Consider the following 26,708-nt stretch of genomic DNA (forward strand, 5'->3'; position numbering starts at 1 on the left):
CCGACAACCGCCAAGGTCAGGCCGGATAAGCGACCCGTATCGCGGGGCGCATAAACAGAGATCGAACGAAAAGTATTACCGAGGAGAAAGGCACAAATGCCTAAGATCGTTTTTGTCGAGCCGGATGGCACCGAAAAGGAATTCGAAGTCGCCGACGGCCTGTCTGTTCTGGAAGCTGCCCACAAGAACGGCATTGACCTTGAAGGTGCTTGCGAAGGTTCGCTGGCATGTTCGACCTGCCACGTCATTCTTGAAGATGACTGGTTTGACAAGCTTGATGAACCGTCCGAAGACGAAGAAGACATGCTTGACCTTGCCTTTGGCCTGACCGAGACCTCGCGTCTGGGCTGCCAGATCATCATGAGCGACGAGCTCGACGGTCTGCGTGTCAAACTGCCGTCCGCGACCCGCAACATGATGGTCGACAAGTAAGTTTCACCTTCTGCTGACCGGGCGCATTGCCGCCCGGTGTCAAAGGAGACGGATATGCGTTGGACAGACATTCAGGACATCGCGATCGAGCTTGAGGAAGCCCATCCGGACAAGGATAACCTCAACCTTCGCTTTACCGACCTGCACAAATGGGTCACCGAGCTTGAAGGTTTTGAAGACGATCCTTCGAAGTCGAACGAGAAGATTCTTGAAGCCATCCAGATGGCCTGGATCGACGAGCGCGACGACTGATTTCGATGAGTGTGATGTGCGCCAAACGGCCTGCACCCTGATCACGAAAATGCGGACCGGCCTGCAACATGCGGGCTGGTCCGTTTTTGTTTGAGCCACCATGAATAAACAGGGAAGGGACCAGCATGAGCAAACCCGCCACCTTCACCGACATCATTCCCGTCGATAGTCTGTTTGGCAAATTGCGCACCTGCGCACCCGAAGCCTGGCAAAGCTATGTCTGCCATGACTTCGTCAAGCAGCTTGGCAACGGCACATTGCCCGAGGCCGCGTTCAAGCATTACCTCATTCAGGACTACCTGTTCCTGATCCAGTTTGCGCGCGCCTATGCGCTGGCGGCCTATAAGGCCGAAGACCTGCATGCCATGCGCCAGTTTTCCGGCACCGTTCACGCCATCCTTGATATGGAAATGAGCCTGCATCTCGACTTCTGCAAAGGCTGGGGCCTGTCCGAGGCCGATATCGTCGCAGAGGCCGAGGCACGGGCGTGCATCACCTATACCCGCTATGTGCTTGATCGCGGTCATCAGGGGGACGTGGTGGACCTGCAGGTGGCCCTGATGCCCTGTATGGTGGGCTATGCCGAAATCGCAAACCGCCTGATGGCAAGTTCTGATACTGTGCTTGACGGCAATCCGTATCGGGCGTGGATTGAAATGTATGCGTCTGACGAATTCCAGGACGTGGCAAAGGCCGAGATCGAGTTGCTTGAACACACAGTTGCCACGCGTGGTGGGCATCGCCGCCTCGAAGGGCTGGTGGATACCTTTACCATCGCAAGCCGCCTTGAAGCCGATTTTTGGCAGATGGGACTTGATCTGGCAAAATAGGCCAAGATCGCCTATATAAGCCCGAACGATATTTTGCGGGTGGCGTATGCGCCGCCCGTTGCCTTTTTGGATTAACCTCTTGTCGCCGTGGCCTTGACCCACGGATGGGTGAGAAACATGAACTCTCTTGGCTTTGATAAAGCCCCGGAAGATACCCGCGTGGTTGTTGCCATGTCGGGCGGGGTTGATAGCTCTGCCGTTGCAGCCCTTCTGAAATCAGAAGGCTATGACGTGGTGGGCATCACGCTTCAGCTTTATGATATGGGGGCCAATGCCCCGACCCGTGCGAAATCCTGTTGTGCCGGGCGCGATATTTATGACGCGCGCAAAGTGGCCGAGGATATCGACATTCCCTATTACGTGCTCGATTACGAATCACGCTTCCGCGAAGAAGTGATCGATGATTTCGCCGACAGCTACATGCGCGGCGAAACCCCTATCCCATGTGTGAAATGCAATCAGACCGTCAAGTTCCGCGACCTGCTGGAAACGTCTTATGACCTGGGGGCCGATTGCATGGCGACCGGCCATTACGTGCAGCGTAAACTGGGTGCCAATGGCCGTGCCGAACTGCATCGTGCCGCCGATCCCAACCGCGATCAAAGCTACTTCCTGTTTACCACGACCCAGGAACAGCTTGATTTCCTGCGCTTCCCGTTGGGCCATTTGATGAGCAAGGCGGAAACCCGTGCGCTTGCCGCCAAGTTTGGCCTTGAAGTCGCTGACAAGCCCGATAGTCAGGACATCTGCTTTGTCCCGGATGGCAAATATGCCCGTCTGGTCGAAAAGCTGCGTCCAGAGGCCGGTGAACCCGGCGAGATCGTTGATCTTGATGGCAATGTGCTCGGCGATCATCGCGGCCTGATCCATTACACGGTCGGGCAGCGGCGTGGTCTTAATATCGGGGGTACGGCAGAACCGCTTTATGTCGTCAAACTTTCGCCCGAAAAGCGTCAGGTCATTGTCGGGCCCAAGGCGGCTTTGGCGAAGAAACTGGTCTATGTCCGCGAGCTGAACTGGCTTGATGGCGATCAGATCGATGAAAACGGCGTTGAGGTCGAAGTCAAACTGCGCTCGGCCATGCAGCCGACCACGGCAACCGTCTACCCGGAAGCATCCGGCGAAGCCCGCATTGAACTGCATGATGCCCAGTTCGGCATCGCACCGGGGCAGGCCGGTGTCTTCTATCAGGGTGAACGCGTGCTTGGCGGTGGCTGGATCACCCGTGAAGAGCTGATTGGTAACACGGCAAGTGCTGCCTGATCGGGATTGCCCGATTATCGAATAGGACGGGCGAGGGCGCATGTTCCTCGCCCGCCAGTTTCACCAGAAGTTTTGCCAGAAGTTTTGCGGGAAGGTTTTTTGACAAAATCGTCAAAAAGGCGCTTGACGGGGACGGCTCCCTGACTTAAAAACCGCCTCGTTCCAACCACACCGGAACACCACAAAATTCCTTGTGGCCGAGTAGCTCAGCTGGTTAGAGCAGCGGAATCATAATCCGCGTGTCGGGGGTTCAAGTCCCTCCTCGGCTACCAATTAAATAGGCCCTGCATCTCTGATGCAGGGCTTGTTTCATTTGTATTCTCGGAGAGGGCTTGCCCCCCCCAAAAAAAAACAAGGGTTCGCGAGAAAGCGAGGCACGCAGCTTTCGAGAGACGTTGCGCGAAACGCGCAACGGTCCGCCGGGCTTTGCCCAAGGATAAAAAGCAGCCCAAAGGCTGACTCGACAAATTCCTCTTCGTTTGCCCGAGAATGGTGAAGCGTCTGTAATTTGCCTTCTGTTAAATGGGATGAGTTCCAAACGTTGACAACAATATTGCGCGCACTCTACTAGCCATTTGTTTTATTTAGCGGTTTCTATAGTTGTATTTTTTGTTATGAAATTTCGCCTTGAAGTTGTGTTGGCGGTTGTTTAGATTCAGACAGTGTGGGTCTCGTAATGTAATCGGCTATCCATTTTGGTTGATTTCGTACGGCAAAAGCTGTCGTGTAGCTAATTGGTTGGTAATGTAGATTATAATTAGAGAAAATTGTTGTCTTCGGGGGGGCGATTTCTCCACGCCAAGCTAACAAGAGTTCAGTTTTGAAATATTAGAGTGTGATTTTTGCCTCGCTTTAGCACGCTAGGAGATGTTGTATGAGCCAGGAATATCAGCCAGATAACTCGGGTTCGCTAAATGATAATTGGGGGGATAACGGAAGAACTAGGTTGCTTGGGGTCGTTGTTCCGCAGGGGGAGAGAAATAAAGAAATCGCTAAGTTGAGGATTGACCGTGATACCATAAGTGTTGAGTTGGATCCGTTATTTACTTGGGGTAGTCGGTCGGAGGTTGGGGATAATAGTGCATCCTATAAAGTGCTGAGATTTTACGAGGCTTGTCGTAAAGCGTTTAATGATCGCGGTTTCGAGGTGTGTGATGTTTTCGATCTTGTTGCTGGCGGTTTAGGTGCAGAATTGTACGGTAGTATTGGGGATGTAATTGATTCTCATGCGGAGGGGTTTTGTTTTTGTGTTCTGGATTTAATTAACAGTAATATTGGTGAGTTTTCCAATTCAATTATTTCGTGGTCTGAAACATTCAGGGAAGTTGAGTTGGGGCCGGAAAATGTGCATGACATTCTTAAGTGGGTAAAAAAAGGTTTTGTCCTAGATGGAGAGCATAATGAAGAGATTGCGGTTCCATTCTTCAATGTTCATCCTATCGAAGAATTAAGCATACCTGTAGAATTTGAATTTAAACAAACATCAAGTAGATCTTCTAGCTTCACACTTGGCGTCAAAGGAGTTTCTGGAGGTTTTGGGAGAAAAATTGAGATTAACAGGGGGTGGATGAGTAAGGAGCCTATCGAAAGATCGTGGCAAATCCAAAAATATGTTCAGCTTAAATTCCGGAATTGGATAAATAATCGAACAGGTCAGTCAATATGTACTGTAAGCGTTGATGAAATTTTTTCAGGGAAACTGGTTGATGCAGAAAAACGTCAGAGACATTATATTGAGTCCAATAATGTAAGTGATAGCAAAAAATTTTTGATGGATACACCTGTCATCAAAACAAATGAATCAAAGGTGGGGGATAGTATTGAAATTAAAAAATCATCTTACGAGAATTTTAAAATAGATTTGAGTGATATTGGGGGTGTTTTCGGGATAGAGATCGAGAGTGTTGTATCTTGTAGTTTGTATCTGACTTATAGTTTCAAGGTAGGATATACTTATTCATACTACATCTGTCACAGAAATGGTCATGAGGTATTTGTCGAAGTAAAGAAAAGTTCTGAATTTTAGTTTTTTGCTGCTAAATGTTTTTATATTCACTAATTCAATTCAGTAACATCTTGGCGCACAGGGGATTATTCGTTTAACCCCTTTGCTGAGGGCTCTTAACACATCACCCAGGCAGTGAAACGGTTCATTGGAAAGCCTGAGATTGTCGCTTGAAGGTGTCATCCACTAGTTGGGCAGATGTGCATCGCCTGCCGTTAACGCCGAGCTTGTCTGGGGCTTGTTCATCCTAGCTACAATCAAAGTAAGGGAAAAAGGGGACAGTCCCCTTTTTAAAATGGATTACTTGGTTACACTGGCTCGGCCGAGAACTTCATTGTTGATGCAAGAGGCATAGATCCAATCAGAGTCCGTTACGCCCAGCTTGTCGCACAGCGCCTGCGAGGAGGGGTTATCAAGGCGAACTCCAGTCATGAAACCTCGTGCAGCCTCTTTTTCCCACATATGAATGATTGCCTTGGCACCGAGAATTAAGCCGATCTTTTCGCCGCGTCTGTCCTCACGCGTGGCAAGCATGCCCCAAAATACATCGTTTGGTCGCGCTCCGGACGCATGATGCATCACGAATGAAGATGCACTCGCAATCGGTGCGCCAGAAGCGTCAATGGCAACCAAGTTTATACCGCGCCTGCCTTGACCCCGCATGATGGCGCCCGGCACAGGCATGACGTCACAGGATTGGCAAAGTGCAGCAACATCAGCGACCAGTTCATTCGGCGACATTTTGTCGAGTGCTACAATCGACAGGTCGCTTGGCAGGTCATATTTATCAAGGGCTTGACGGCTGGCCTCGTAGGCGGCTTCACCACCCCAATAATGTTCATGGCGGTCGCACGAAAACCCGCGTGCCTTCAGTTCTGCGAACAGTTTATCTGCCTTGAATTTGGGGAAATAATAGGCAACCGATGCGCCAAGCAAAGAGGCGACAGATGCAAGTATGTCGGCGGTGTCGGTCTGTATATCGGACAGGGCGACCGTCCGACCGTAATATGCAAATCTCGGATCGTCCTTTATCAGTGACCAAAGAGCCGCACTCCTCTTCATCAGAGCAATGCTGCTTTCTGTTCCGAAAAACTCTTGATGAATATCCAACTTTGCCCCTTTTCTTATTAAATGATCTCAAGAAGTTACCTGAAATCGTGCGGTCGGCTAAAGGTTGCTCGGAATATTGCGGCATTTGTTTAAATGGTGTTTTTTGCGCTCAGATGAAGTGTATTTGATCATTCAAGTGTCAGAAAATAGCGACTGCCAGTGATGTTGAGCGCTGTACGATCCGTGCTGCTCCTCTCATTAGGGCGCGACGCATATTTCTCCCACTAACAAAATTCTGCGATGCGGGGCTCGTTTGGTCTCAGTTCTTTGTGCTTGGGGTGTTCAAGTCATTTTGACGTCTGGTCGGGACAAGCCTTCCTTGCAATAGCTTCCTGGTGGGCAGCCCATCACGCGCTTAAACGCTGTGCTGAAGGCACTCTCGGACTCATATCCCAAACTGAGCGAGATTTGGGATATCGGTTCGCGCGATGTGATCAGTCTTTCTCCAGCCAGCATCATCCGCCATCGGGTCAAATAACCCATCGGGCTCTCGCCAACGCTTTCCTTGAACTTGGCGGCGAAGGCGGACCGGGACATGCCAGAGCATCTTGCAAGGGTTTCCAGCGCCCAGTTATGGGCCGGATCGGCATGGATGGCGGGTATGGCCTTTCTTATTTGGTTGGCGTGACGGGCTGAGCTGGCTTGGGGCGAGATAAAAGCCGCCCGTCAATGACAAGCAGACCAAGTCCGATAACCGCCATTCCGATCATGTGCTGCCCCAAAAGCACTTCGCCCAGAAAGCCGCCCCCCAGCAAAATTGCACTGATCGGGATCAGGAAAGTGACAAGCAGAAGGTTACTTGCCCCGGCACGTTTGAGGATCGCGAAGTAAAGGATATAGGCCAGTGCCGTGCTCAGCATTGCAAAGCCCAGCACGGCAAGGATGGTACTGGTGGTGGGAACGGGAAGGTGCCAGGGCTGATCAATCAGGATCGAAAGCGGCAGGAGCATCAGGCTCGACGCGCTGGTCATGCCGGCCGCCGTCAGGATCGGCGGGGTGGTGGCAAAACGTCTGCCAAACACCCCGGCGCAGCCATAGCTGAACGCAGCGAGCAGAACCGCCGCCGGGGCAAGCAGACCAACCTCCGTGCCAGATGTCGGTACGCCAAAAATCACGATCACACCACCAAACCCGATCAGCACACCGATGGTTTTGCGCAAGGTGAGCTTCTCGCTGTCGGTTGCGATATGGGCAATCAGCAGGGTAAAAAGCGGGGTGGTTGCATTCAGGATGGCGGCAAGGCTGCTGGTGATTTGTGTCTGGCTCCAGACAATCAGGCAAAAGGGTATCAGGTTGTTAAGCCCGCCCATCACGGCAACGCCCGCCCAGAATTTCGGATCACGCGGGATGGCGATATCGCGCAACAATACCACCCACCAAAGAACCATGGTCGCAATCGACACCCGGCACAGCACAAGCGTCAGGGGCGGCAAATCGACAAGCGCGATTTCGGTAAAGAAAAACGACCCACCCCACAGGACCGATAGCGAGATCAGCATTAACCAACTGATGCGGTCCATGGGTTGGGTGGGCGGTTGTTTGGGATGTAAGCCACCTGCGGTAGAGAGGTTTCTTGGGCCATCAATGCCGCGATGTTTCGGGCGTGAAGACAGTTCCATATCAAGCGATATCAAACGTGTGGTGTTTTCATGGGGCAGCATCGCGGGCTCCGTCGATCTGTTGGTGACCAACGAAGATTAGGCGGATTGGTTTTTTGCTGCTCGCCACTTTCGGACTTCAATGCAAGATTGGGCCTAACAGGCGATTTTTCGATATTTCGAACAACTGGACCGGTGTTTGGATCATAAGGTAGGGTGGTTTTGGTTCGGGGACGGTAAACACGGGATGGAAAATGACAGTTCACAGTGACAACCCGCGTCGTCGATCATTATTACCTTTTGCCTATTCGTTGCAGTCACTGGTACGCGGGCGCTTGTGGTTGCAGGTGCTGGTTGGCATGGTCATCGGCGTATGTACCGGGCTGATCATGGGGCCGACCACCGGGTTGCTATCAAGGGAAACGGCGTCGGTTGTCGGGAACTGGCTTGCGTTTCCCGGGCATCTGTTCCTTGCCCTTATTCAAATGATCGTCATTCCGCTTGTTTTCTCGTCTATCATCCGCGGCTTGTGTTCGTCAGATGATATCGAACAGTTGCGCCGGTTGGGCGGACGGGCAATCCTCTTCTTCGTAGCGACAACGGCTGTGGCTGTGACCATCGGTATTGCCCTGGCGCTGCTCATTCGTCCCGGTGATTATGTCGATGCGACCAATCTTGGCCTTGCCAGCGTTGTTGACGCGTCAGGTGGGGCACCAGAAACGGGCGGTGTGCGCATTCTGGATTTACCCGATCGTGTTTTAACCCTGCTGCCGTCCAACCCGTTGTCGTCAATGGTCGAGAGCAACATGCTACAGGTGGTGATCTTTGCCAGCATTTTCGGCGTTGCCCTTGTGGTTATGCAACGTGACAAGGCGCGGCCGGTGCTTGATTTGCTGGCAAGCTTGCAAGAAGTCTGTCTGACGATCGTGAAGTGGGCCATGTGGCTTGCGCCGCTTGCCGTATTCGGCCTGATGGCGCGATTAACGGCGGAAACGGGGCCGCAAGCGTTGTTGGGCGTGCTTGTTTATGTCGGTACTGTGCTTCTCGGTCTTTTGTTGATGCTCGGTGTGTTGCTTGTTGTGGGGCGGGTTTACGCGGGCGTGTCGCCCAAGGTGTTCTTTAGTGCCGCAAAGGATGTCATGTTGCTTGCCTTCTCGACATCAAGTTCTGCTGCGGTGATGCCGTTGTCGATCAAGACGGCAGAGGGCCCCTTGGGGGTGCGAAAACACATCAGTCAGTTTGTCATTCCGCTTGGCGCAACCATCAATATGAATGGCACAGCGCTTTATCAGGGGGTCGCGGCGATCTTCATCGCTCAGGTTTTCGGGGTCGAGATCGGTGCAGCCGGTCTGATCCTTATTGTGCTGACGTCGGTTGGTGCATCGATTGGGTCCCCGGCAACGCCGGGCGTAGGTATAGTGATCCTGTCGACCATTCTCGTGTCTGTTGGTGTTCCGGCATCAGGTATCGCGCTGATCATGGGCGTTGATCGCCTTTTGGATATGAGCCGGACGGTCGTCAATGTTTGCGGTGATTTGGTCGCGTGCATCGTGCTCGACAAGCTTGATCATGCAGAAAATGAGGAGCCGGAGACTACCGAACGAGTGAATGGCACCTGACGTCATTTGATGATCAAGGGTTTGAAAACACTCGATAGAAAGAAAAACAGATTGTACATGGCACTCTGTTTTGTTGGTTTCTAAAAATGTTGCCACGTTATTCCGCTGCAACTGCCTTCCTGTTCAACTGCATGAATTTCGGAAGCCGCGCAAAGATCGTGATGTTGCCAAGCAACACCATCGCAAGACCGGTCGCGCCAATCGGGGTCCAGACATAGCCTTCAAGGAAGGTCGAGACGGTAAGGGCGACCACCGGGAACAGCACGGTGACATAGGCCGCACGTCCGGCACCGACCCGGTTGACCAGTGCGAGATAGGCGATAAACGCCACGACCGATCCCGGAATGGCGAGATACAGCAAGCCACCGATATAGATCGGGTCGGTCGGCATGACCGGCGTCTGGCCGCGGAACATGGCAAAGATGAACAGCAACACCGTGCCATAGATCATGCCACGCGCGACCGCATCGCGGTTGGGTATGCCCATACGATTGAGTTTGACCGACACCATGTTGCCGCAGCTAAACACCGCCGTGCCGCCAAGCGCAAGCAGCATGCCGGTGATGGCATTGGCGTTGTGCGACAGGGCATAGATTTGGTTGGCAAACAGACAGGCGATACCAGCAAGCCCAAAGGCCGCACCAAAGACAAAGCGCAAGCCCGGGCGGTTGCCGTAAAAGGCCCAGTTGCCCAGCGCATTGAAAATGGTCGAGGTGGTGAAAATCACCGCGACAATGCCGCTGGCGATATAGCCGGTCGCCGAATACATCAGGATAAAGTTGATGCCAAACAGCCCGCAGCCCAAAAGCACGATCCATGGATGGGCGTGCCATGGCACAGGGCGCCATTTGCGCGCTATCAACAGGAAGCCGCACAAAACGACCGCCGCCAGCGCAAAGCGATAGAAGATCGAAATTTCGACCGGGATCGGTCCGATCTGAAGTTTGATCGCATACCAGGTAAATCCCCAGCAGGCAGTGACAATCACGAACAAAAGGGCTGTCATAATCGGGGCTTTCAAAACAGCACGTGCGCGAGGGGCAGTGGCACGAAGGGTGACGGGTGACGCAGAACTGGTCACGCAGGTTGGCGGCGCGCGGGGACCAATCAGGGAATTTGCGAATATATGGGGCATATCCGGTAACCGCCAATAGGCCACAGTCAGCGTCACCTGGCTTTCACGTTCTTGCGGTGTTTTCGGATTTTGCGACGGGTTCGACGCATAAAAAAACGGGGCGGATACTGCACTGTATCCGCCCCGTTCTATTTAACGTGTCTGTTTAGGAAGACCGCGTCATTGCTGTTGATCGGTTGGTGGCCTCGGGGATCAGCCCCTTTGGCGCAAACCGCATGACGATCAAAAGGATCGCCCCCATCATCAGATAGCGCATATAGGCCGCACCGGCGACCAGGTGCTGGGCAAGCTCCGATCCTTCGCCAAGCGGGGCGGTGATCGTTGACATGAACCAGTTGCCAAACGGCTCTGCCTCGACCCAGAGGAACCAGATGATAAAGCCACCGAGGATCGAGCCCCAGTTGTTGCCCGAACCACCAAGGATCACCATCACCCAGATCAGGAAGGTGTAGCGCAGCGGGATGTAACTGGTTGGTGTTAACTGACCATCAAGGGTGGTCAGCATCGCACCGGCAACCCCGCACACGGCACAGCCCAGTACAAAGGTCTGAAGGTGGCGGCGTTTGACGTCCTTGCCCATCGCAGCCGCCGCATCACGGTTGTCACGAATGGCACGCATCATGCGGCCCCACGGCGACTTCAAGGCGCGTTCGGCAAACCACATGATGATTGCAAGCACGATGACAAACAGCACCGCATAGCACAGTTTGACAAACAGGCTGGCAGCATCGGAAATCTCGCTCGCACCAAAGAAGTTGGCCAGACTGATGAACCATTCACTTTCGATCAGGTCGACTTCATAGGGCACCGGACGCGGAATGCCGGTGACGTTTTTAACCCCGCGCGACAGCCATTCTTCGTACTTGATGATCGCAATGATGATCTCGGAAATGCCAAGGGTGGCAATCGCCAGATAATCGGCCCGCAGGCCTAGCGCGATCCGCCCGATCAGCCAGCCGCCACCAGCGGCCACCAGACCGGCAAGCGGCCAGGCGACAAGAACGGGCAAGCCCGCACCACCAAGATAACCACTGAGCGCCGGGTCGATGCTTTCAATCGCATCGGTCGCCGGACCAAAGAACACACCAATCAGGAAGTAGCCCGCCAGCAAAAGAACAAGCGTGACCGGAAGCTTCAATGCCGGATGAACAAAGCGGCGGGCGTAAATGACCGCAATGATCGTTCCCGCAAGGCTCAGCAAGGATAGGGCAATATCCCCACCCGCAGCGGCCCAGGCTTCGCCCACAGGCGGCATCGAGACCAGAACGGCGGTAAGGCCACCGAGTGCTGTAAAGCCCATCACCCCGACATTAAACAGGCCGGCATAGCCCCACTGCATATTGACGCCGAGCGCCATCACCGCAGAAATCACACAAAGATTGAAGATGCCAAAGGCGACATTCCAGCTTTGAAGAAAGCCGATCGCGATCAACACCAGGCACATCAGGCCATATAGGAGCGCAACTCTCTTCGTCATATCACTTTCCCACGAATAATACCGGTTGGCCGGATCAGAAGAACCGCGACCAGAATGATGAAGGAGACTGCAAACTTGTAGTCCGTCGACAGAAGTTGCACGAGCCCGTCCGGCGCCCAGTCCGTCGGGCCGAGATAGGTCAGGAACTTTTTGAAGGCATAGGTTACCGTCACCTCGGAGAAGGCAACAATGAACGCGCCCAAAATCGCGCCGACCGGTTGCCCGATACCGCCCAGAATGGTGGCGGCAAAGATCGGAAGCAGGATCTGCAAGAAGATGAACGGCTTATAGGTCTTATCAAGGCCATACAGCGTGCCGGCGATGGCCGCGAGGGCCGCGGCGATAATCCAGCAGATCATCACCACACGTTCCGGGTTGATGCCCGAAAGCAGCGCCAGATCCTCGTCATCGGAATAGGCACGCATGGCCTTGCCCGACCGGGTTTTCTGCAAGAACCAGAACAGCCAGGCAACGACAATGGCGGTGACAACCACCGTGATCAACTGGCTTTGCTTGATCGCAATACCTTCATCAAGGCCCAAGGCACGGCGTGAATCAATCGCGCCAATGATAAAACGTTCACCATCGGCAAAGCTTTGATCGGCCGGGCCGATGACGATACGGATAATGCCGGCAATCAGGAACATGACACCGACCGAAACAATGGCAAAGACAATCGGGTTTGAGCGCTGCTTGCGATAAAACCGGAACACCATCCGATCCATGACAAGCGCCATACTGATGGCGGCCAATATCCCAATCGGCAACGCCAGAAGGGCGGTCGGGAAGGGGGCGATAGAAACGCCCATATTTTGCAGGAACCAGGTGACCAAAATCGTGATCATGGTGCCAAATGACATCAACTCGCCATGCGCAAAGTTCGCAAAGCGCAGGATGCCGAAAATAAGTGTGACGCCAAGCGCCCCAAGGGCGAGCTGTGCACCATAGGCAGTCGCCGGAACGACCACAAAATTGGTAAACAGCGCGAGTGCGTTAAGAATTTCCATTCAAGTCCCCACTTAGCCGCCCAGGAAGGAGCGGCGAACTTCTTCGTTGGCGAGAAGGGCTTCGCCCGTATCGGTGAACCGGTTGCGTCCCTGCACCAGGACAAAACCGTGATCGGCGATCTCAAGCGCCTGACGGGCATTTTGTTCAACCATCAGAATGGCGACGCCGGTTCTGGCGACTTCCACGATCTTGTCGAACAATTCATCCATCACGATGGGCGAAACACCCGCGGTCGGCTCATCGAGCATAAGCAGCTTTGGCTGGGTCATAAGTGCCCGACCAACCGCGACTTGCTGGCGCTGACCACCGGAAAGCTCACCTGCGGGCTGATTGCGTTTTTCGCCAAGGATCGGAAACAGATCGAAAATCTGTTGCTTGGTTTCCTCGATCTTGTCGTCCTTGCGGATGAAGGCCCCCATATCGAGGTTTTCCTCGACCGTCATCGAAACGAACACGTTGCGGTTCTGGGGCACAAAGCCCATGCCCTCGGGCACGCGTTCCTGCGGGGCAAGGTTGGTAATATCCTTGCCATCCAGAACCACCGATCCTTCACGCAGGTTCAGCATGCCGAACACTGCCTTCATCGCGGTTGATTTGCCGGCACCATTGGGGCCGACGACAACGGCGATTTCGCCCTTTTCAACGGTAATCGTGCAGTCATGAAGGATATCACTGCCGCCATAGCCGCCGGTCATGCCGGTTGCGCTTAAGAAACTCATGACGGCACCTTCCGTTCATGCTTGCGACCTGTGCCGAGATAGGCCTCGATGACCTCCTCGTTATTTTTGACCTCTTCGATCGTACCCTCGGTCAGGACCTTGCCCTCGGCCATGACGATCACGGGGTCACACAGGCTGGCAATGAAATCCATGTCGTGTTCTATCAGGCAGAAGGTATAGCCGCGCTCTTCATTGAGGCGCTTGATCGAGGTCGCAATGGTATTAAGCAGCGTACGGTTCACACCGGCACCAACTTCATCAAGGAAGACGATCTTGGGTTCGACCATCATGGTGCGGCCCAGTTCCAGCAGTTTCTTCTGACCACCGGAAAGATTGCCCGCCAGCTCATGCTTGATATGGTCAATCTCAAGGAAATCGATCACCTCAAGCGCGCGCTCGTAATTTTGGGCTTCGATTTCTTTGACGCGGGAATAGTTAAACCAGCTATGGCGCAATTGTTCGCCCGGCTGATTGCCCGGAACCACCATCAGATTGTCCAGCACACTTAGTGTCGAGAATTCGTGCGCAATCTGGAAGGTTCGCAAAAGGCCCTTGTGGAAAAGTTCGTGCGGTTCAAGGTGGGTTACGTCTTCGTCATCAAGGAAGATTTTCCCCGAAGACGGCGGAAAGACGCCCGCAATAATATTGAACAATGTTGTTTTACCGGCACCATTCGGCCCGATCAGGCCGGTGATGGAACCTTTTTCAATGGATAGCGATACGCCATCGACTGCCTGAATGCCGCCGAAATTCTTGGCGATGTTTTCGACCCGTATCATTGGGAGTTTTTGACCCTTGTCATGCGTTCTGTACCGGGGAAATCAGAGATATATTGCGGTGACGGCCCGGTAATAGAGGAACTGCCAGAAACCGAAGTCTCTGACAGTTCCAGCGTCGTTAGCGATCAAAGGATGATCGGCTTAGTGGTACATCTCCGTTTCCCACTTGCCGCCCTTGATTTCCGTTTCACGGAAGCTACCAGCGGACTCGCCCGGCTCGATCAGTTCGAGCGCGGTACCACCGACATAGTCGATGTCACCACCATCAGCGAGGATCTGAAGCGCCTTGGCCAGTTCACCCGGATAGATTTTCTCACCCGGTGCATTGGCGACTTTCAGGATGTGGTCTTTGTAGACAGCACTATCCGTCGAACCAGCCGACTGCATGGCCAGCAGAAGCAGTGCAGATGCGTCATATGCTTCCGGGACATAAGGGTCATCACCCTTGAAGCCCTTGCCCGAAGCCAGTTCGGCCAGCATGGACGCGCCCGGGCTGTCAGTACCCGGGTTGGTGCCGATCGAGCCATCAAGCATATCACCGAAGTTATCGGTCAGCGCTTCACCAACCATGCCGTCCGGCAGGACGAACTTGTCGAACGCACCAGTATCAAGCGATGCCTGGATGATGCCTTTGCCGCCCTGATCAAGGTAACCGGCAACAATCAGAACTTCACCACCGGCAGATGCCAGGGTGCCGATTTCAGCAGAATAGTCGGCTTTGCCGTCTTCATGGGCTGCAACGGCGGTGATTTTGCCGCCTTTTGCTTCGTAGGCCGCCTGAATGGCGTCAGCAAGACCCTTGCCATAGTCGTTGTTGGTGTAGGTCAGCGCAGCCGATTTGATGCCACGACGATCAAGGATTTCAGCAATGATCTGGCCCTGACGTGCGTCCGACGGTGCGGTACGGAAGAAGTAACCGTCATCTTCGATTTCGCTCAGCGCCGGCGAGGTTGCCGACGGCGAAATCATCACGATGCCGTTTGCGCGGACAACGTTGTTCAGGATGGCCGTGGTCGCGCCAGAGCAGGTCGCACCGTTAATGCCGTGAACGCCATCAGACGTCACAAGACGATCAGCCGCCGCGGTGGCTGCTGCTGCGTCGATACAGGTACTGTCACCGCGTACCGAAACAACTTCACGCCCGCCAAGCAGCAGGCCGCTGTCGGAAACTTCCTTAATGGCCAATTCGCCGCCAAGTGCCATCGGCTTGACGAGTGATTCCGTCGGGCCGGTGAAGCCTTGCAGCATGCCGATCTTTACCTGTTCCTGTGCAGATGCGCCTGCGACGACAGCCGTCGAAAGGGCTGCCGAGAAGAGGAGGGTAGAGAGTTTTCCCATAGTGTAGCCTTCCCTGTTTTATTGGGCCTTTATATTCGTGGGGCAGTATACAGAAAACACAACGCGTTTCCAGTTTCTTAACTTTAAGTTACAAAATCGCTCTTGCATATGGGGCGGGTGGCGGCAGGTTTCGCGACCAAACGGACGGACGCAGGTGTGGCTGAGTTCACACCTGTGATTGCGTGAGTTTCGTGATGTCACGGCGGGCAATGAGCGCCGCATATGGGGCACAACAAGGGGCTTTGATGGCCGGGTGATCAGGCAAACACCCGCATGCCGCGCTCGGAAATCTTGCGGAACCCGGCAATGACATGTTCGGCCAATGCCTCCTCGACCGCACCATGGCCATCACGCTTGGCAAGGGTCATGCGGTATTCTCCGATTTCCGGCAGGCCGTGCGACGGGCCAAGATGCACAAGATCATCTGAAATGACACTGATCGGAAGTGGCGCAATCGCCAGATCGGCGCGCACGGCGGCAATCTGTGCCTGGCAAAACTCGCTGGTATAGGCGATCCGGTAATTTACCCCGGCATCATCAAGCGCCTTAAGCGCCATGGTCCGCCAGTAACAACCGGGTTCGGCCATCGATACCGGCAGGGGGCGTTTGTCAATCGCACTGCCATGACGCGCGCCCAGCCAGACCAGCGGTTCGGCATGGATCGGCGGTTGGCGATCAAGCTCCGCATCAAAACTGAACACCGCGATATCAATATCGCCTTTATTGATGGCCTGACGCAGGGTGCGGGTCGGACCCAGATTGACGTCGATATCAACATGCGGGTGGGTTTGCGCAAACCGTTTGAGGATTTCGGGAATGGCAACGATACCGGTGTCATTGGGCACACCCAGCCGCACCGTGCCGGCAAATTCCGGGGCATGGAAATGCGACATCGCCTCGTCATTGAGTTTAAGCAAACGCCGCGCATAACCCAGCAAAACCTCGCCATCCTCGGTCATGGTGACCTTGCGGGTTTCGCGTTTGAACAATTCCCGCCCGACCATGGTTTCAAGCTTTTTGACCTGAAGGCTGATCGCCGACGCACTGCGATGAACCTTTTCGGCTGCGCGTGAAAAATTGCCGGTCTCGCAGATCGCGACAAATGTTCTGGCAAGATCGAGATCAAGGTTATGAACAACACTTGTCGGGGAATTCATGATCGACCTCTTGGCTATAAGCGACGCGGTATCTGTATTTCGCAGCAATGAAGCGAAATTCATTCTGTGAGTTTTTCTAATAGATGAGATTAGATCTTCTCGTTTGATTAATCAATGAGGAATCCTCAATCTTGGATAAACACAGATTGGAGATTCTCATCATGAAAGCCATCGCATCTTTCGAACATGCTCCGCTGGGCCTTGTCGGTCACCTGCGTGCCGCCATCGAAGCCTGGCAAAATGAACGCGCGATCCGGAAAGCCTCTGCCGCCAAAACTTTGCGTGATGTAGCAACTGCTACCAGCATGTCTCACCTGAGTGCGGCGGAACGGCATGAGGGCCGCCGCACACATGGCACGTACATCACCGAACCGGGGGATGTCCTGTCGGGACTGGTTCTGAATTGGCCATCCCCGTCGCGCAAGGATCACTGATCTTGGAAAACCCGTTGTTCTGCCACCTTGAACTGCCGAGCGGTGTCATCCTCAAGAACCGGATTGCGAAATCGGCAATGTCGGACTCGCTTGGGGATGGCACCGGCCATCCGACCAAAGCCCAGAATCGGCTTTACCGCCGCTGGGCCGAGGGTGGGGTGGGTGTGTCGATCATCGGTGAAGTACAGGCGCAACCGGGATATGCCGAGAAGCCAGGTAATCTTGTGCTTGATGATAATGCCGACCTTGATCGGTTCCGCGTGCTCGCCCGGCAGGGGGCGGCAAAGGGCAGCAGTCTGTGGCTACAACTGGGGCATGCCGGGGCACTTGCCTATGCCCCGACCAGTGCGCCAAAGGGGCCGAGTGCGCTTGATCTTCCGGGGCTGAAATGTGCGGCACTGACCGATGACGAAATCCGTCAAATCCCGGCCCAATTTGCAAGAACCGCCAAGCTTGCTGAGCGGGCCGGGTTTGGCGGGGTGCAAATTCACGCGGCCCATGGCTTCTTGCTTAGTCAGTTTCTCTCACCGCTGTTCAACAAGCGACGCGACGACTATGGCGGGCCGATTGCCAATCGCATGCGCTTGCTTCTTGAAACCATTGATGCCGTGCGCGCAGTCGTCGGTCCCGATTTCGTCGTGGCGGTCAAACTGAATGCCACCGATCAGCTGGAAGGTGGCCTAAGCGAAGATGATGCTCTGGCCGTCGTTGCTGCGCTTGATCAGGCCAAAATCGATCTGATTGATATCAGTGGCGGCACTTATTTTCCGGGGGCAAAGGCGGCCTCTGACGGTACTGGCGGCGGGCCTTATTTCATGAATTTCGCCAAGCTGGCCCGCAAGGTTACCACTAAACCTCTGATGCTGACCGGTGGCTTTAAGACCCGCGCACAGGCAGAGGGGGCGCTGAATAGTGGCGTCATTGATGTCGTCGGATTGGCGCGCGCGTTGGTTATCGAGCCCGCCTTGCCAGATATCTGGCAATGCGATGATTACCATGATCCGGTCTTTCCCCGTTTTGATCATGCGCCGGCTGGTGGCATTACGGCATGGTACACCATGCGACTGACGGCGCTGGCAGGGCGGATGAAAATGCCGGAATTTGATGATCTGGATCAGGTGCTTTCCGCCTACGAAGCGCGGGATGCGGACCGGACGCAGATTTGGTTGCGGCATTTCGCCTGATATCAGGCAAGGGGATTGAGAATCCCGGGTGTGAAAGATGATCCCAGTCAATACTTTGTAGCGGTTAACGTTCAAGTGTTGAGGAGCTATTCTGGTATGGAATAGTTGGGAAAGGGATAGGTATGTGGCGGGCTCTTTGCGTGACTTCAGTGAAGATTCTGCTTGCGGGCTGCGATCAGGGTGAAGTCTTCACGTTATATAGGTCATCTGTGTTGGACCCAACAATGCGCATTCATATGGCGACCTTTGATGCAGCAGAGAATTCTGCAACATATAATCAGGAAAATTGTCAGATTGCTGCAGATCTTTTCTCGCAACAAGACGGGGTTACTGTCCGCTATTGGTGTGAGAAAGGCGAATACCAAAAGTAAGTTTGTAGCACTCCGTCTTTCGTGGACGAACGCGTGCGGTAACCTGCTGAATTTCACATTCTTGCGCAAAACAGATCAGGGTTGCATGCGCATTGCTTTGCAAATTCAAAACACAATGCGATGATGTGGACTTCATGTCAGGAACAGAAAATGGCAGAGACCGCATCAGCCTTTCAGCCCAACGGGCGCTATCAGAAGTTTGAAGTCTTCAATCAGTTGATTGGGGATGCAAACCTGTTGCGCGCGGGCGATTTCGGCGAAAGCATCTCGGCGGCCCACTGGCAGCGCAAAGCAGATGTCCTGACCCGCTATACCGATCCCGATCACCACACCATCAGCCTTTATGTCAATGGCGGTACGGGTATTCAGCGCAAGATCGGCGCAGACCCGATGAGCGGCGGTGGCCCCGGTCGGTGTTGTTTGATGCCGGCCTATCTGACATCGGACTGGCTGGTGCATGGCGAGGTGGAGCTGTTTCACGTTTATATTCCACATGCCGCCTGGGAGCGCGCTGTGGTCGAGGCCTTTGACATTGAACCCAATGCGGTTGAAGTCCCGGAAAAGACGTTCTTCCTTGATCCGCTGATCGAACAGACTGTGCGGCAGGCGATGCTGCCGCTTGATTGGGATGTGCCCGCCGATCGAATGGCGATGTCGAATGCCGGACAGCTTTTGATGGGCCATATGCTGCGCAGTTACTCAACGCGCCGTGATCTTGGCTTCAAGGTCCGCGGCGGGCTGTCACCGGTGATCAAACGCCGGGTATTTGATTTTGTTGATGCCAACCTTGATCAGCCGCTAACGATTGAAGAACTGGCAGAGGTTGCTGATTTGTCGGCCTATCACTTTGCCCGCATGTTCCGCAAAACCGTGGGTGAAGCGCCACATCAATTCGTTCTGCGCCGCCGGATCGAACGCGCAATGCATATGTTGCGTGATGGCAACGCGCCGGTTGCCGAAATCGCGCTTGAAACCGGCTTTTCCAGTCAGGCCCATCTGACCACGCGGTTTAGCCGCTTTACCGGGCTGACACCTGCGAAATATCGCAGCATTTCCCAATAACATCTCCCCATCGTTCTTTTAGCAGCCCGATCAAACCATCTGATCGGGCGGCTTTTTGCTGTCTCGGGCTCTGATCGCGCTCGCTGAGCAGGGCGTCTGATTGGTGTGCTTTCAGGTGCGTTCGTCCGCGGCAATCATTGTCCGGTCACTGACAAGTTGCCCGGTGGCAAGGGTTGATTTTCAATCAAATTATTGAAAATAAACAAATTTACAGGCTTGAGAAATTCGTTGACAAGATAGAGGCGAGATACCTAGAATTTCAAAGCAACTAAAATATCAATTTTGGCAAAAGCCAATCCATCGGGAGGATGTCTCTAATGAAACTCACTATGAAATCACTCGGACTGTGTGCAGTCGTCGCAGGCGTACTGGCCGCAGTCATGCCGGCAAACGCGGCAACAACCCTTCGGATCGGGACCGTTCTGGCCCCGAATGATCCGATGGGACAGGGTCTTGAAAAGTTCAAAACGGATGTGGAAAAGGCAACCAACGGCGATGTGGAGATCGAGATTTTCCACAACTCGCAGCTTGGTGACACCACTGAAATGATCGATCAGGCCCGTGCGGGGGCTGCTGTCGGCACCGTGACCGATGTCGCCCGTTTGTCGAGCTTCGTACCGTCGCTTGCCATCATGTCGGCACCGTTCCTGTTTGATACCTATGAGCAGGCTGACAAATTTGCCCTTTCGGATGAATACATTTCCTGGGGTGAAGAACTGCGCGAAAAATCCGGCCTCGTGATGATTGCCTCGAACTGGTATCAGGGTGCGCGCCATGCCCTGACGCAGAAGCCGATCTCAAGCCCGGCCGACCTTTCGGGTGTTCGTATGCGTACCATCGGTGCACCGGTCTGGATTGAAACCATCCGTGCGATGGGTGCAGAACCGACCCCGATTGCCTGGGGCGAAGTCTACAGCGCCCTTCAGCTTGGCACGATTGACGCCGCCGAAGCACAGCCGACCGCGATCTGGAACGCCAAGCTTTATGAAGTGATCAAGAACGTCACCAAAACCGGCCATATCCAGCTTGTAACCGCCCTGGTTGTCGGTGCCGAAGCCTGGGACGAGATTTCACCGGAAAACCAGAAAATCGTTCGTGATCTGGCCGTGGAAAATGGTCGTTATGCCTCGGCCCTGACCATCGAGCTCGGTGAAAAGGCGCTTGAAGACGTTGCGGCAAGTGGCGTTGAAGTCAGCGAAGTTGATCTGGCACCGTTCAAGGAAGCCGTCAAACCGGTTTACCAGATGCTTGAACTCGAAGCAGAAGCCGCTGTTGTTAACAAGGTTCTTGGTCGCTAAGACCACAAGCCTTCTGGTAGCCTAGCGAAAGTGCGTTGCTTTTATACCGGGCAACGCACTTCAAACTTCACAATGGAAATTGAATTGATGCTCAAGCGGATTGAGTTTGCCTGTGGCGGCATATTGCTTGTCGCTGTGGTCATTCTTGTGGCGGTGGCCTCTGTGGCGCGCGCCATGGGATCGCCGATCATCTGGTCAGTCGAAATGGCGCAACTGATATTTGCCTGGCTTTGCATGTTGGCTGCCGACATTGCCATGCAGGAAGACCGGCATTTCGGTCTTCAGATATTGCGTGAAATCCTGTCCAAACGGGCAAGCGCATGGGTGGAAATCATCAATATTCTGGTGATTATCGGATTTCTTGCGTTCCTTTTGAACTATGCGTGGACAAACATGATTTTGATGCATCCGCGCCTGGTCGGGGCCGCACAGATTAATGCTTCTTATATTCATGCTTCGATGGTTGTCGGCATTCTGTTGATGATCCGAACCATGGTTGCCCAACTTATTCGACGCATTCGCAACAGGGAGATCAACTGATGCTGTTGTTGATTGCAGGTTTATTCACAGTCTTCCTCGTTTGCGGGATGCCGGTTGCCTTTGCGCTTGGTCTTGCGTCCATTCCGGTTTTTGTCATGACGGGGGCTATGCCACCCACGGTCGTGATCCAGAAAATGGTCACCGCAACACAAAGCTTCCCGCTTCTGGCCGTGCCGTTCTTTATTCTGGCCGGCAATCTGATGAACGTGACGGGGATCACCCATCGCCTTGTTAAGTTTGCAAGTCTTCTGACCGGCTGGATGGCAGGCGGTCTGGCACAGGTTTCAATTGTGCTGAGTTTCATGATGGGTGGTATTTCGGGGTCAGCCGTTGCCGATGCCTCGATGGAGGCCCGCCTGCTGGGCCCCAGCATGATCAAGAAAGGCTATTCCAAGGCCAATACGGCGGCGGTTCTGGCCTTTGGGTCGATCATTACCGCAACCATCCCGCCCAGCATCGGTTTGATCCTGTTTGGTTTTGTGAATGAAGTCTCCATCGGACGGCTGTTCCTGGCCGGTGTGTTGCCGGGCATTTTCCTGACCATCGTTTTGATGATCACATCCTGGCTGGTTGCGCGCAAAAACGGCTATACGCCGGATCTGCCGGAACTTCCCAAGGCCAAGGAACTGACGGCCAGCTTCTTTGAAAGCATCTGGGCACTGGCCTTTCCGGTTATCCTGATCGTCGGGTTCCGCTTTGGTATCTTTACTGCGACAGAGGCCGGGGCGTTTCTGGTGTTTTATGCGCTGGCAGTCGGGTTGTTTGTCTATCGCGAGCTGAACTTTGCCCGGCTCAAGGAAGCCATCTTTGGCTCGATCTCTGATCTTGGCATGGTGATGTTGCTGATCATCATGGCAGCGGTGCTTGGTTATGCCATGACGATTGAACGCGCCCCGCAACAGATTACTGAATTTGTCACCACGCTGACCGAAAACAGAACGGCAATCCTGATCCTCGTTGTCGGGGTGCTGGTGGTCAGTGGCATGTTCCTTGAAGGTGCGGCCAATATCCTTCTGGTCACCCCGATCGTCATGCCGGTTCTGGTGAGTGCCGGTTACGACCCGGTGCATATGGGTATTCTGATTGTCACCCTGATCAACTTTGGCGGTTTGACGCCGCCAGTCGGCGTGATCATGTTTACGGTATGCGGCATTTTGGGGGTTAAGACCGGGGAATACACACGTGCATCCATTCCGTTCTTTGTTGCCATGGCGCTGTTCTTCGTTCTGCTGGCAGCAATACCCGCTTTGACATTGCTGTTGCCCAATACATTGATGTAATGACAATTTCAGTCCAACAGGGGCATGTAGGCAAATGCCAGGGAGACACAAAAACATGAACACATCAACGGGCGGACTGATTTCGATGCATGACGGATCGGTGAAAACCAGCATGCATGTTCCGGCATCTGCGCTGGTCTATGAAGAAGTCCGTAACCAGATTGTTTCTCTGTCCCTGCTTCCGGAAACCACGCTTGTTCGGGCGGAACTGGCTGAAAGCTTTAATGTCAGCCAATCCCCCGTACGAGAAGCCATTTTGCGCCTAGAACAAGATGGTCTGGTTGTGTCCTATCCGCAGTCGCGTACCGTTGTGACCAAGATCGACGTTGCCCGCATCCGCGAGGAACATTTTCTTAGGGTTGCTGCGGAGTGCGAGGTCGTCCGCCAATTGGCCGAGGCCAAGGATTCCCCAGCCGTCGTCAAGGCCAAGGGCATTGTCAAAATGCAGGAAGCACTGGTTGGCGATATCGAACAAATCGATCTGTTCAAGCAACTTGATGAAACCTTCCACGCGGCTTTGTTTAACGGGGTAAACCAGTCAAACCTGCATTTGCAGATCACCGCACGCAGTGGTCATCTGGCGCGTGTGCGAACCCTTGATCTGCCACGTGCGGGCAAAATGGTCTCGGTGCTTGAAGGCCACAAGGCGATCATTGATGCCGTCCAGTCCGGTGATGGCGCTTTGGCAAGTTTGGAAATGCGCAAGCACCTTTCGGGCACCATGGAACGTCTGCCCCAGATCATCGAAGAAAATAAAACGCTGTTTTCCTGATCTTTGATCGGCGATGGCGAATAGGGCGAAGCAGACATAAGATAAACCAAACCAAACGGCGCGCAGCATGATTGCAGCGCGCCGTTTGCGTTGTATCAGGCGCGTTTTGCAACATCCCAGATACCGGTTTTCGCGGTTTCTTCGACGAAGTTGCGCAGACTGTTGGGCTGACGGCCGAGAATTTCATATACATCGCTGGTCGGTTGGCTGTTGCGGCCATCAAGGACTTCGGAAAACAGATAGCGGATCAGCCCACGGACTTCGTCGGGCATGCCGTCTGCTTTAAGGCCTGCATCCAACTCATCAACGGTGATGGCCACGAAATTGACCGGGTGGTTGGCAACACTGGAAATCATTTTGGTGACGTCGGCAAAGGTGACGGCACTCGGCCCGGAAAGCTCATAGGTCTTGCCGATATGGCCCTGATCAAGCAGGCAGGCAACCGCGCATTCGGCAATGTCATTGGCATCAACAAACGGTTCGGGCGTGTCACCTGCGGGCAGGGCGAGGGTGCCTTGCTGGATATAGGGCAGGAACAGGTCTTCGTTGAAATTCTGGAAAAACCAGTTGGCACGCAGCACCGTGGCATCCGCCCCGGAATGGCGCAGTGCATCTTCTGCGCGATGGGCGGCTTCTTCACCGCGGCCAGATAGCATCACAATGCGTTTTGCGCCATGCATCAGCGCGCGCTTGGCAAAGCTTGCGATGATGTCATCTGATCCTGGAACGGCAAGATCCGGCTGGAAGGTGACATAGACCGCATCGCGATCACGCAGGGCATCATCCCAGGTTGTCGGATCGGTCCAGTCAAAGGCGGGTGTCGTGCTGCGTGAAACAGCGCGCACATCATGACCAAGGGCAATGAGTTTTTCGGCAACGCGTCGGCCGGTTTTGGCCGTCGCGCCCAGAACAAGAAAGCGGGGATTGGTTGGCATCAAATTGGCTCCTGAATAGGTTTTTCAAAATGTGAGGAATCCTCACATTTGCCAAATGTGATAAATCCTCATATTTTGATCGTCAAGAGCTTTGGCCCATCACAAGCCTGTGAAACCCGGGCCACGATGCCGGGATATTTCGAGGATAAAGGATCTAACGCGTTGTCTGATAACGTGAAAAAAATGCGCCGCGCACCGACCCAAAAAAGAAGTCGCGAACGGGTCGACACCATCCTGAAAGTCGCCTGCGAGCTGATTTCAGCCCAGGGCAGTGATGCCATCAAGATGGGGGAGGTCGCCGAAAGGGCGGGGATTTCCATCGGATCGCTCTATCAGTATTTCCCCGATAAGGCATCGATCATTCATGCGCTTGCCGATCGCTATAATGCCGAATCCCTGCATTGCATCGAAGAGGCACTGCCAGAAGTGAATTCGCCTGATGCCTTGCTGGCAGCCTTTGATCGGTTGATCGACACCTATTACGAGCTGTTCTTGGCCGAACCGGTGATTTGCGATATCTGGACCGGAACGCAAGCCGACAAGACGCTGCGCGACATGGAAATGGAGGTCAGCCGTGCCAATGCCGACCTTCTGGCCAAGGCAATCCTGCGGGTGCGCGACAATGATGGTGATTTCAAAACAATCGCCGCACGGTGTTTGCTGATCATGTATTCCGGCGAAGCCACCATGCGCCTTGCCATTGCCGTTCCCCGCGGTGAGGGCCGCGAGATCGTGGCAAGTTACAAGCGGATGGTCGGCCGTGAACTGGCTGATATGGCCCGGGTTTAGGCTGTTTGGGCGTGGTTAGCCTGCCTTGGCAGCAAACGGTGTTGGGGCAGGGCGGCCAAGAAGGAAGCCCTGCACATAGTCAACATCGTGATCACGCAGGAAATCGAGTTCTTCCTGGCGTTCTATGCCTTCGGCGATTACTTCGATATCAAGCTGCTTGGCCAGCGCGATCAGTTTGCTGACAATTGCCTGTTTGAACTTGTCATGATCGACGTGATCGACCAGTTCACGGTCGATCTTGATGATATCGGGGCGCAATTCCGGCAACATGTTCAGCGTCGAATAGCCGGATCCGACATCATCAAGCGCAACCCGGAAACCTGAATCACGATAGGACTGAAGGATGGCGCTCAGATGTGCCGTGCTGCGGACTTTTTCGGTTTCTATCACCTCGAACACAACATTGCTGCGATCAAGATTGCACTCCTCGACGACCTCGATGGTCGAACGCAGGCAAGAATCCGGATCATAGATCGAGCTCGGCGTGAAGTTGATAAACAGATTGCCTTTCACGCCAGCCTTATGCGCATTGCGGACATTGGCCGCACGTGCCGCGCGATCAAGCTGAAAAAGCAGGGTTGCTGACTGGGCCGCATCAAAAAGCTGGCCCGGATTGATCACATCGCCGGTCGCGCTTTCGCCGCGGACAAGGCATTCATGGGCATAGGGTTTACCAAGGTCATTGATGTCAAAAATCGGCTGAAATACCGAATTCAACCGGTTGTCACGCAACAGATCGCCCAGCCATTCTGCGCCGATTGCCGCCCGGATCGCACCAAGGCTTGTAATCTGGGCAATATCATCGATTTCGGGGCGCTGAACGCCGGGCATGATCAATGCCTTGGTGTCAGACAGTTCTTCGGGAAGGAGATTGCCTGATATGGCATCAATCAGCGCTCGCAGACCCGGACGGGTGTAATGGATGGATAGGGTTGCGACAGACGGTGTTTTTTCGACCTCTATGCCGATTGATTTCGCACCGGCCAGGATTTTGCCGGTGGTATGGGCAACTGGCGGCCAGAGAAAGAGTGTCCCGTTTGCAGGTGCGATTTCAGGAACCGCATCACATTTTTCACAATAGGTCACCTCAATCTCCCCGTCTGGTCCTTAGTCGTGCCGTTGGCTTTTCCCGGTCGGCAATTCTTCTGATTAACATACTGTAACATATGGTGCGCAGTGACAATAATTCCTGCGTCAATCAATACATTCGTACGGAACTTTATCCTGTACGGCGATGTTTGCGGCAGGCGATCAATCAAGACGCTGCGCGAAAGGATTTATCATTGCGAAAAGCGCTGATAATGTTTGCCCGTCATTCTGC

The 26,708-nt window shown here is 54.0% G+C and carries 26 protein-coding genes and 1 tRNA gene; 15 read left to right on the plus strand and 12 right to left on the minus strand.

Annotation, left to right across the window (positions count from 1 at the left end):
- Positions 1 to 96: 96 nt before the first annotated feature.
- The 6 genes from TH2_RS11745 (at position 97) to TH2_RS11770 (ending at position 4,803) form a co-directional block, all read left to right on the plus strand.
- Positions 97 to 432, plus strand: coding sequence for a ferredoxin family 2Fe-2S iron-sulfur cluster binding protein (locus tag TH2_RS11745; RefSeq protein ID WP_008890652.1), 336 nt, complete (start codon positions 97 to 99; stop codon positions 430 to 432).
- A gap of 54 nt (positions 433 to 486) precedes the next feature.
- Positions 487 to 684, plus strand: a complete 198-nt coding sequence (gene iscX, locus TH2_RS11750; protein ID WP_008890653.1) for a Fe-S cluster assembly protein IscX — start codon at positions 487 to 489, stop codon at positions 682 to 684.
- Between the two features lie 125 nt (positions 685 to 809).
- Complete coding sequence (tenA, locus tag TH2_RS11755) at positions 810 to 1,514, plus strand: thiaminase II (RefSeq protein WP_008890654.1); 705 nt, start codon at positions 810 to 812, stop codon at positions 1,512 to 1,514.
- A 117-nt stretch (positions 1,515 to 1,631) separates the two neighbouring features.
- Entirely contained in the window at positions 1,632 to 2,777 is a 1,146-nt protein-coding gene (gene mnmA / locus TH2_RS11760) for a tRNA 2-thiouridine(34) synthase MnmA (protein ID WP_008890655.1), read from the plus strand.
- A gap of 195 nt (positions 2,778 to 2,972) precedes the next feature.
- Positions 2,973 to 3,049, plus strand: a tRNA-Met gene (locus tag TH2_RS11765).
- A 602-nt stretch (positions 3,050 to 3,651) separates the two neighbouring features.
- Complete coding sequence (locus tag TH2_RS11770) at positions 3,652 to 4,803, plus strand: nucleotidyl transferase AbiEii/AbiGii toxin family protein (RefSeq protein WP_008890656.1); 1,152 nt, start codon at positions 3,652 to 3,654, stop codon at positions 4,801 to 4,803.
- 279 nt (positions 4,804 to 5,082) lie between these two features.
- Here the strand turns inward: TH2_RS11770 and TH2_RS11775 are convergent, their stop codons facing one another.
- The 3 genes from TH2_RS11775 to TH2_RS11780 all read right to left on the minus strand — a co-directional run bounded on the left by TH2_RS11775 (position 5,083) and on the right by TH2_RS11780 (position 7,553).
- Positions 5,083 to 5,892, minus strand: a complete 810-nt coding sequence (locus TH2_RS11775) for a hypothetical protein (protein WP_008890657.1) — start codon at positions 5,890 to 5,892, stop codon at positions 5,083 to 5,085.
- 282 nt (positions 5,893 to 6,174) lie between these two features.
- Positions 6,175 to 6,546, minus strand: a complete 372-nt coding sequence (locus TH2_RS20785; protein ID WP_081579305.1) for a helix-turn-helix domain-containing protein — start codon at positions 6,544 to 6,546, stop codon at positions 6,175 to 6,177.
- The gene (locus TH2_RS11780) at positions 6,504 to 7,553 is read right to left on the minus strand and encodes a DMT family transporter (protein ID WP_008890659.1); all 1,050 of its coding nucleotides are present in this window, start codon (positions 7,551 to 7,553) and stop codon (positions 6,504 to 6,506) included. The genes TH2_RS20785 and TH2_RS11780 overlap by 43 nt, the downstream gene beginning before the upstream one ends.
- A gap of 191 nt (positions 7,554 to 7,744) precedes the next feature.
- Between TH2_RS11780 and TH2_RS11785 the strand changes: the two genes are divergently transcribed.
- Positions 7,745 to 9,109: a dicarboxylate/amino acid:cation symporter gene (locus tag TH2_RS11785; RefSeq protein ID WP_081579306.1), complete on the plus strand. Its 1,365-nt coding sequence runs from the start codon at positions 7,745 to 7,747 to the stop codon at positions 9,107 to 9,109.
- A 97-nt stretch (positions 9,110 to 9,206) separates the two neighbouring features.
- On the opposite strand, the gene TH2_RS11790 is transcribed toward TH2_RS11785, so the two are convergent.
- From TH2_RS11790 to TH2_RS11820, 7 genes are all read right to left on the minus strand, one after another.
- Positions 9,207 to 10,244: a DMT family transporter gene (locus TH2_RS11790; RefSeq protein WP_081579307.1), complete on the minus strand. Its 1,038-nt coding sequence runs from the start codon at positions 10,242 to 10,244 to the stop codon at positions 9,207 to 9,209.
- 145 nt (positions 10,245 to 10,389) lie between these two features.
- Entirely contained in the window at positions 10,390 to 11,721 is a 1,332-nt protein-coding gene (locus TH2_RS11795; protein WP_040823613.1) for a branched-chain amino acid ABC transporter permease, read from the minus strand.
- Entirely contained in the window at positions 11,718 to 12,728 is a 1,011-nt protein-coding gene (locus TH2_RS11800) for a branched-chain amino acid ABC transporter permease (RefSeq protein WP_008890663.1), read from the minus strand. Before TH2_RS11800 ends, TH2_RS11795 begins: the two co-directional genes overlap by 4 nt.
- Positions 12,729 to 12,740: 12 nt before the next feature.
- Positions 12,741 to 13,448, minus strand: a complete 708-nt coding sequence (locus TH2_RS11805) for an ABC transporter ATP-binding protein (RefSeq protein ID WP_008890664.1) — start codon at positions 13,446 to 13,448, stop codon at positions 12,741 to 12,743.
- Positions 13,445 to 14,227 (minus strand): ABC transporter ATP-binding protein, encoded by a 783-nt coding sequence (locus TH2_RS11810; protein WP_008890665.1) that lies wholly within the window; start codon positions 14,225 to 14,227, stop codon positions 13,445 to 13,447. The genes TH2_RS11805 and TH2_RS11810 overlap by 4 nt, the downstream gene beginning before the upstream one ends.
- Positions 14,228 to 14,368: 141 nt before the next feature.
- A complete protein-coding gene (locus TH2_RS11815; RefSeq protein WP_008890666.1) occupies positions 14,369 to 15,565 on the minus strand; it encodes an ABC transporter substrate-binding protein in 1,197 nt (398 codons plus the stop codon).
- Positions 15,566 to 15,822: 257 nt separating this feature from the next.
- The gene (locus TH2_RS11820) at positions 15,823 to 16,722 is read right to left on the minus strand and encodes a LysR substrate-binding domain-containing protein (protein WP_008890667.1); all 900 of its coding nucleotides are present in this window, start codon (positions 16,720 to 16,722) and stop codon (positions 15,823 to 15,825) included.
- 161 nt (positions 16,723 to 16,883) lie between these two features.
- Here TH2_RS11820 and TH2_RS11825 point away from each other — a divergent pair, with 161 nt between their 5' ends.
- From TH2_RS11825 to TH2_RS11860, 7 genes are all read left to right on the plus strand, one after another.
- Positions 16,884 to 17,156 carry a hypothetical protein gene (locus tag TH2_RS11825; protein ID WP_008890668.1) on the plus strand — a complete coding sequence of 91 codons (273 nt, stop codon included), beginning with the start codon at positions 16,884 to 16,886 and terminating at the stop codon, positions 17,154 to 17,156.
- Positions 17,157 to 17,158: 2 nt separating this feature from the next.
- Positions 17,159 to 18,340 carry an NADH:flavin oxidoreductase/NADH oxidase family protein gene (locus TH2_RS11830; RefSeq protein WP_008890669.1) on the plus strand — a complete coding sequence of 394 codons (1,182 nt, stop codon included), beginning with the start codon at positions 17,159 to 17,161 and terminating at the stop codon, positions 18,338 to 18,340.
- Positions 18,341 to 18,861: 521 nt separating this feature from the next.
- Positions 18,862 to 19,773 (plus strand): AraC family transcriptional regulator, encoded by a 912-nt coding sequence (locus TH2_RS11840; protein WP_008890671.1) that lies wholly within the window; start codon positions 18,862 to 18,864, stop codon positions 19,771 to 19,773.
- 317 nt (positions 19,774 to 20,090) lie between these two features.
- Positions 20,091 to 21,071, plus strand: coding sequence for a C4-dicarboxylate TRAP transporter substrate-binding protein (locus TH2_RS11845; RefSeq protein ID WP_040823615.1), 981 nt, complete (start codon positions 20,091 to 20,093; stop codon positions 21,069 to 21,071).
- An 87-nt stretch (positions 21,072 to 21,158) separates the two neighbouring features.
- Positions 21,159 to 21,611 carry a TRAP transporter small permease gene (locus TH2_RS11850; RefSeq protein ID WP_120226337.1) on the plus strand — a complete coding sequence of 151 codons (453 nt, stop codon included), beginning with the start codon at positions 21,159 to 21,161 and terminating at the stop codon, positions 21,609 to 21,611.
- A complete protein-coding gene (locus tag TH2_RS11855) occupies positions 21,611 to 22,891 on the plus strand; it encodes a TRAP transporter large permease (RefSeq protein WP_008890674.1) in 1,281 nt (426 codons plus the stop codon). Before TH2_RS11850 ends, TH2_RS11855 begins: the two co-directional genes overlap by 1 nt.
- Before the next feature lie 55 nt (positions 22,892 to 22,946).
- On the plus strand, positions 22,947 to 23,663 hold the full coding sequence (locus TH2_RS11860; protein ID WP_008890675.1) for a GntR family transcriptional regulator: 717 nt from the start codon (positions 22,947 to 22,949) through the stop codon (positions 23,661 to 23,663).
- 95 nt (positions 23,664 to 23,758) lie between these two features.
- On the opposite strand, the gene TH2_RS11865 is transcribed toward TH2_RS11860, so the two are convergent.
- Positions 23,759 to 24,598 (minus strand): NAD(P)H-binding protein, encoded by an 840-nt coding sequence (locus TH2_RS11865; protein WP_008890676.1) that lies wholly within the window; start codon positions 24,596 to 24,598, stop codon positions 23,759 to 23,761.
- A gap of 162 nt (positions 24,599 to 24,760) precedes the next feature.
- Here TH2_RS11865 and TH2_RS11870 point away from each other — a divergent pair, with 162 nt between their 5' ends.
- Positions 24,761 to 25,387 (plus strand): TetR/AcrR family transcriptional regulator, encoded by a 627-nt coding sequence (locus TH2_RS11870; protein ID WP_008890677.1) that lies wholly within the window; start codon positions 24,761 to 24,763, stop codon positions 25,385 to 25,387.
- Between the two features lie 15 nt (positions 25,388 to 25,402).
- On the opposite strand, the gene TH2_RS11875 is transcribed toward TH2_RS11870, so the two are convergent.
- Entirely contained in the window at positions 25,403 to 26,473 is a 1,071-nt protein-coding gene (locus TH2_RS11875; RefSeq protein ID WP_008890678.1) for an EAL domain-containing protein, read from the minus strand.
- Positions 26,474 to 26,708 lie beyond the last annotated feature (235 nt).

The organism is Thalassospira profundimaris WP0211, from assembly GCF_000300275.1.
Classification (GTDB): Bacteria; Pseudomonadota; Alphaproteobacteria; order Rhodospirillales; family Thalassospiraceae; genus Thalassospira; species Thalassospira profundimaris.

Excerpts from the sequence above, each read along its gene's own strand:
- TH2_RS11745 (WP_008890652.1), top strand. The coding sequence starts at position 97 with ATGCCTAAGATCGTTTTTGTCGAGCCGGATGGCACCGAAAAGGAATTC.
- iscX (WP_008890653.1), top strand. The coding sequence starts at position 487 with ATGCGTTGGACAGACATTCAGGACATCGCGATCGAGCTTGAGGAAGCC.
- tenA (WP_008890654.1), top strand. The coding sequence starts at position 810 with ATGAGCAAACCCGCCACCTTCACCGACATCATTCCCGTCGATAGTCTG.
- mnmA (WP_008890655.1), top strand. The coding sequence starts at position 1,632 with ATGAACTCTCTTGGCTTTGATAAAGCCCCGGAAGATACCCGCGTGGTT.
- TH2_RS11770 (WP_008890656.1), top strand. The coding sequence starts at position 3,652 with ATGAGCCAGGAATATCAGCCAGATAACTCGGGTTCGCTAAATGATAAT.
- TH2_RS11780 (WP_008890659.1), bottom strand. The coding sequence starts at position 7,553 with ATGCTGCCCCATGAAAACACCACACGTTTGATATCGCTTGATATGGAA.
- TH2_RS11785 (WP_081579306.1), top strand. The coding sequence starts at position 7,745 with ATGACAGTTCACAGTGACAACCCGCGTCGTCGATCATTATTACCTTTT.
- TH2_RS11790 (WP_081579307.1), bottom strand. The coding sequence starts at position 10,244 with ATGCCCCATATATTCGCAAATTCCCTGATTGGTCCCCGCGCGCCGCCA.
- TH2_RS11795 (WP_040823613.1), bottom strand. The coding sequence starts at position 11,721 with ATGACGAAGAGAGTTGCGCTCCTATATGGCCTGATGTGCCTGGTGTTG.
- TH2_RS11800 (WP_008890663.1), bottom strand. The coding sequence starts at position 12,728 with ATGGAAATTCTTAACGCACTCGCGCTGTTTACCAATTTTGTGGTCGTT.
- TH2_RS11805 (WP_008890664.1), bottom strand. The coding sequence starts at position 13,448 with ATGAGTTTCTTAAGCGCAACCGGCATGACCGGCGGCTATGGCGGCAGT.
- TH2_RS11810 (WP_008890665.1), bottom strand. The coding sequence starts at position 14,227 with ATGATACGGGTCGAAAACATCGCCAAGAATTTCGGCGGCATTCAGGCA.
- TH2_RS11815 (WP_008890666.1), bottom strand. The coding sequence starts at position 15,565 with ATGGGAAAACTCTCTACCCTCCTCTTCTCGGCAGCCCTTTCGACGGCT.
- TH2_RS11820 (WP_008890667.1), bottom strand. The coding sequence starts at position 16,722 with ATGAATTCCCCGACAAGTGTTGTTCATAACCTTGATCTCGATCTTGCC.
- TH2_RS11825 (WP_008890668.1), top strand. The coding sequence starts at position 16,884 with ATGAAAGCCATCGCATCTTTCGAACATGCTCCGCTGGGCCTTGTCGGT.
- TH2_RS11840 (WP_008890671.1), top strand. The coding sequence starts at position 18,862 with ATGGCAGAGACCGCATCAGCCTTTCAGCCCAACGGGCGCTATCAGAAG.
- TH2_RS11845 (WP_040823615.1), top strand. The coding sequence starts at position 20,091 with ATGAAACTCACTATGAAATCACTCGGACTGTGTGCAGTCGTCGCAGGC.
- TH2_RS11850 (WP_120226337.1), top strand. The coding sequence starts at position 21,159 with ATGCTCAAGCGGATTGAGTTTGCCTGTGGCGGCATATTGCTTGTCGCT.
- TH2_RS11855 (WP_008890674.1), top strand. The coding sequence starts at position 21,611 with ATGCTGTTGTTGATTGCAGGTTTATTCACAGTCTTCCTCGTTTGCGGG.
- TH2_RS11860 (WP_008890675.1), top strand. The coding sequence starts at position 22,947 with ATGAACACATCAACGGGCGGACTGATTTCGATGCATGACGGATCGGTG.
- TH2_RS11865 (WP_008890676.1), bottom strand. The coding sequence starts at position 24,598 with ATGCCAACCAATCCCCGCTTTCTTGTTCTGGGCGCGACGGCCAAAACC.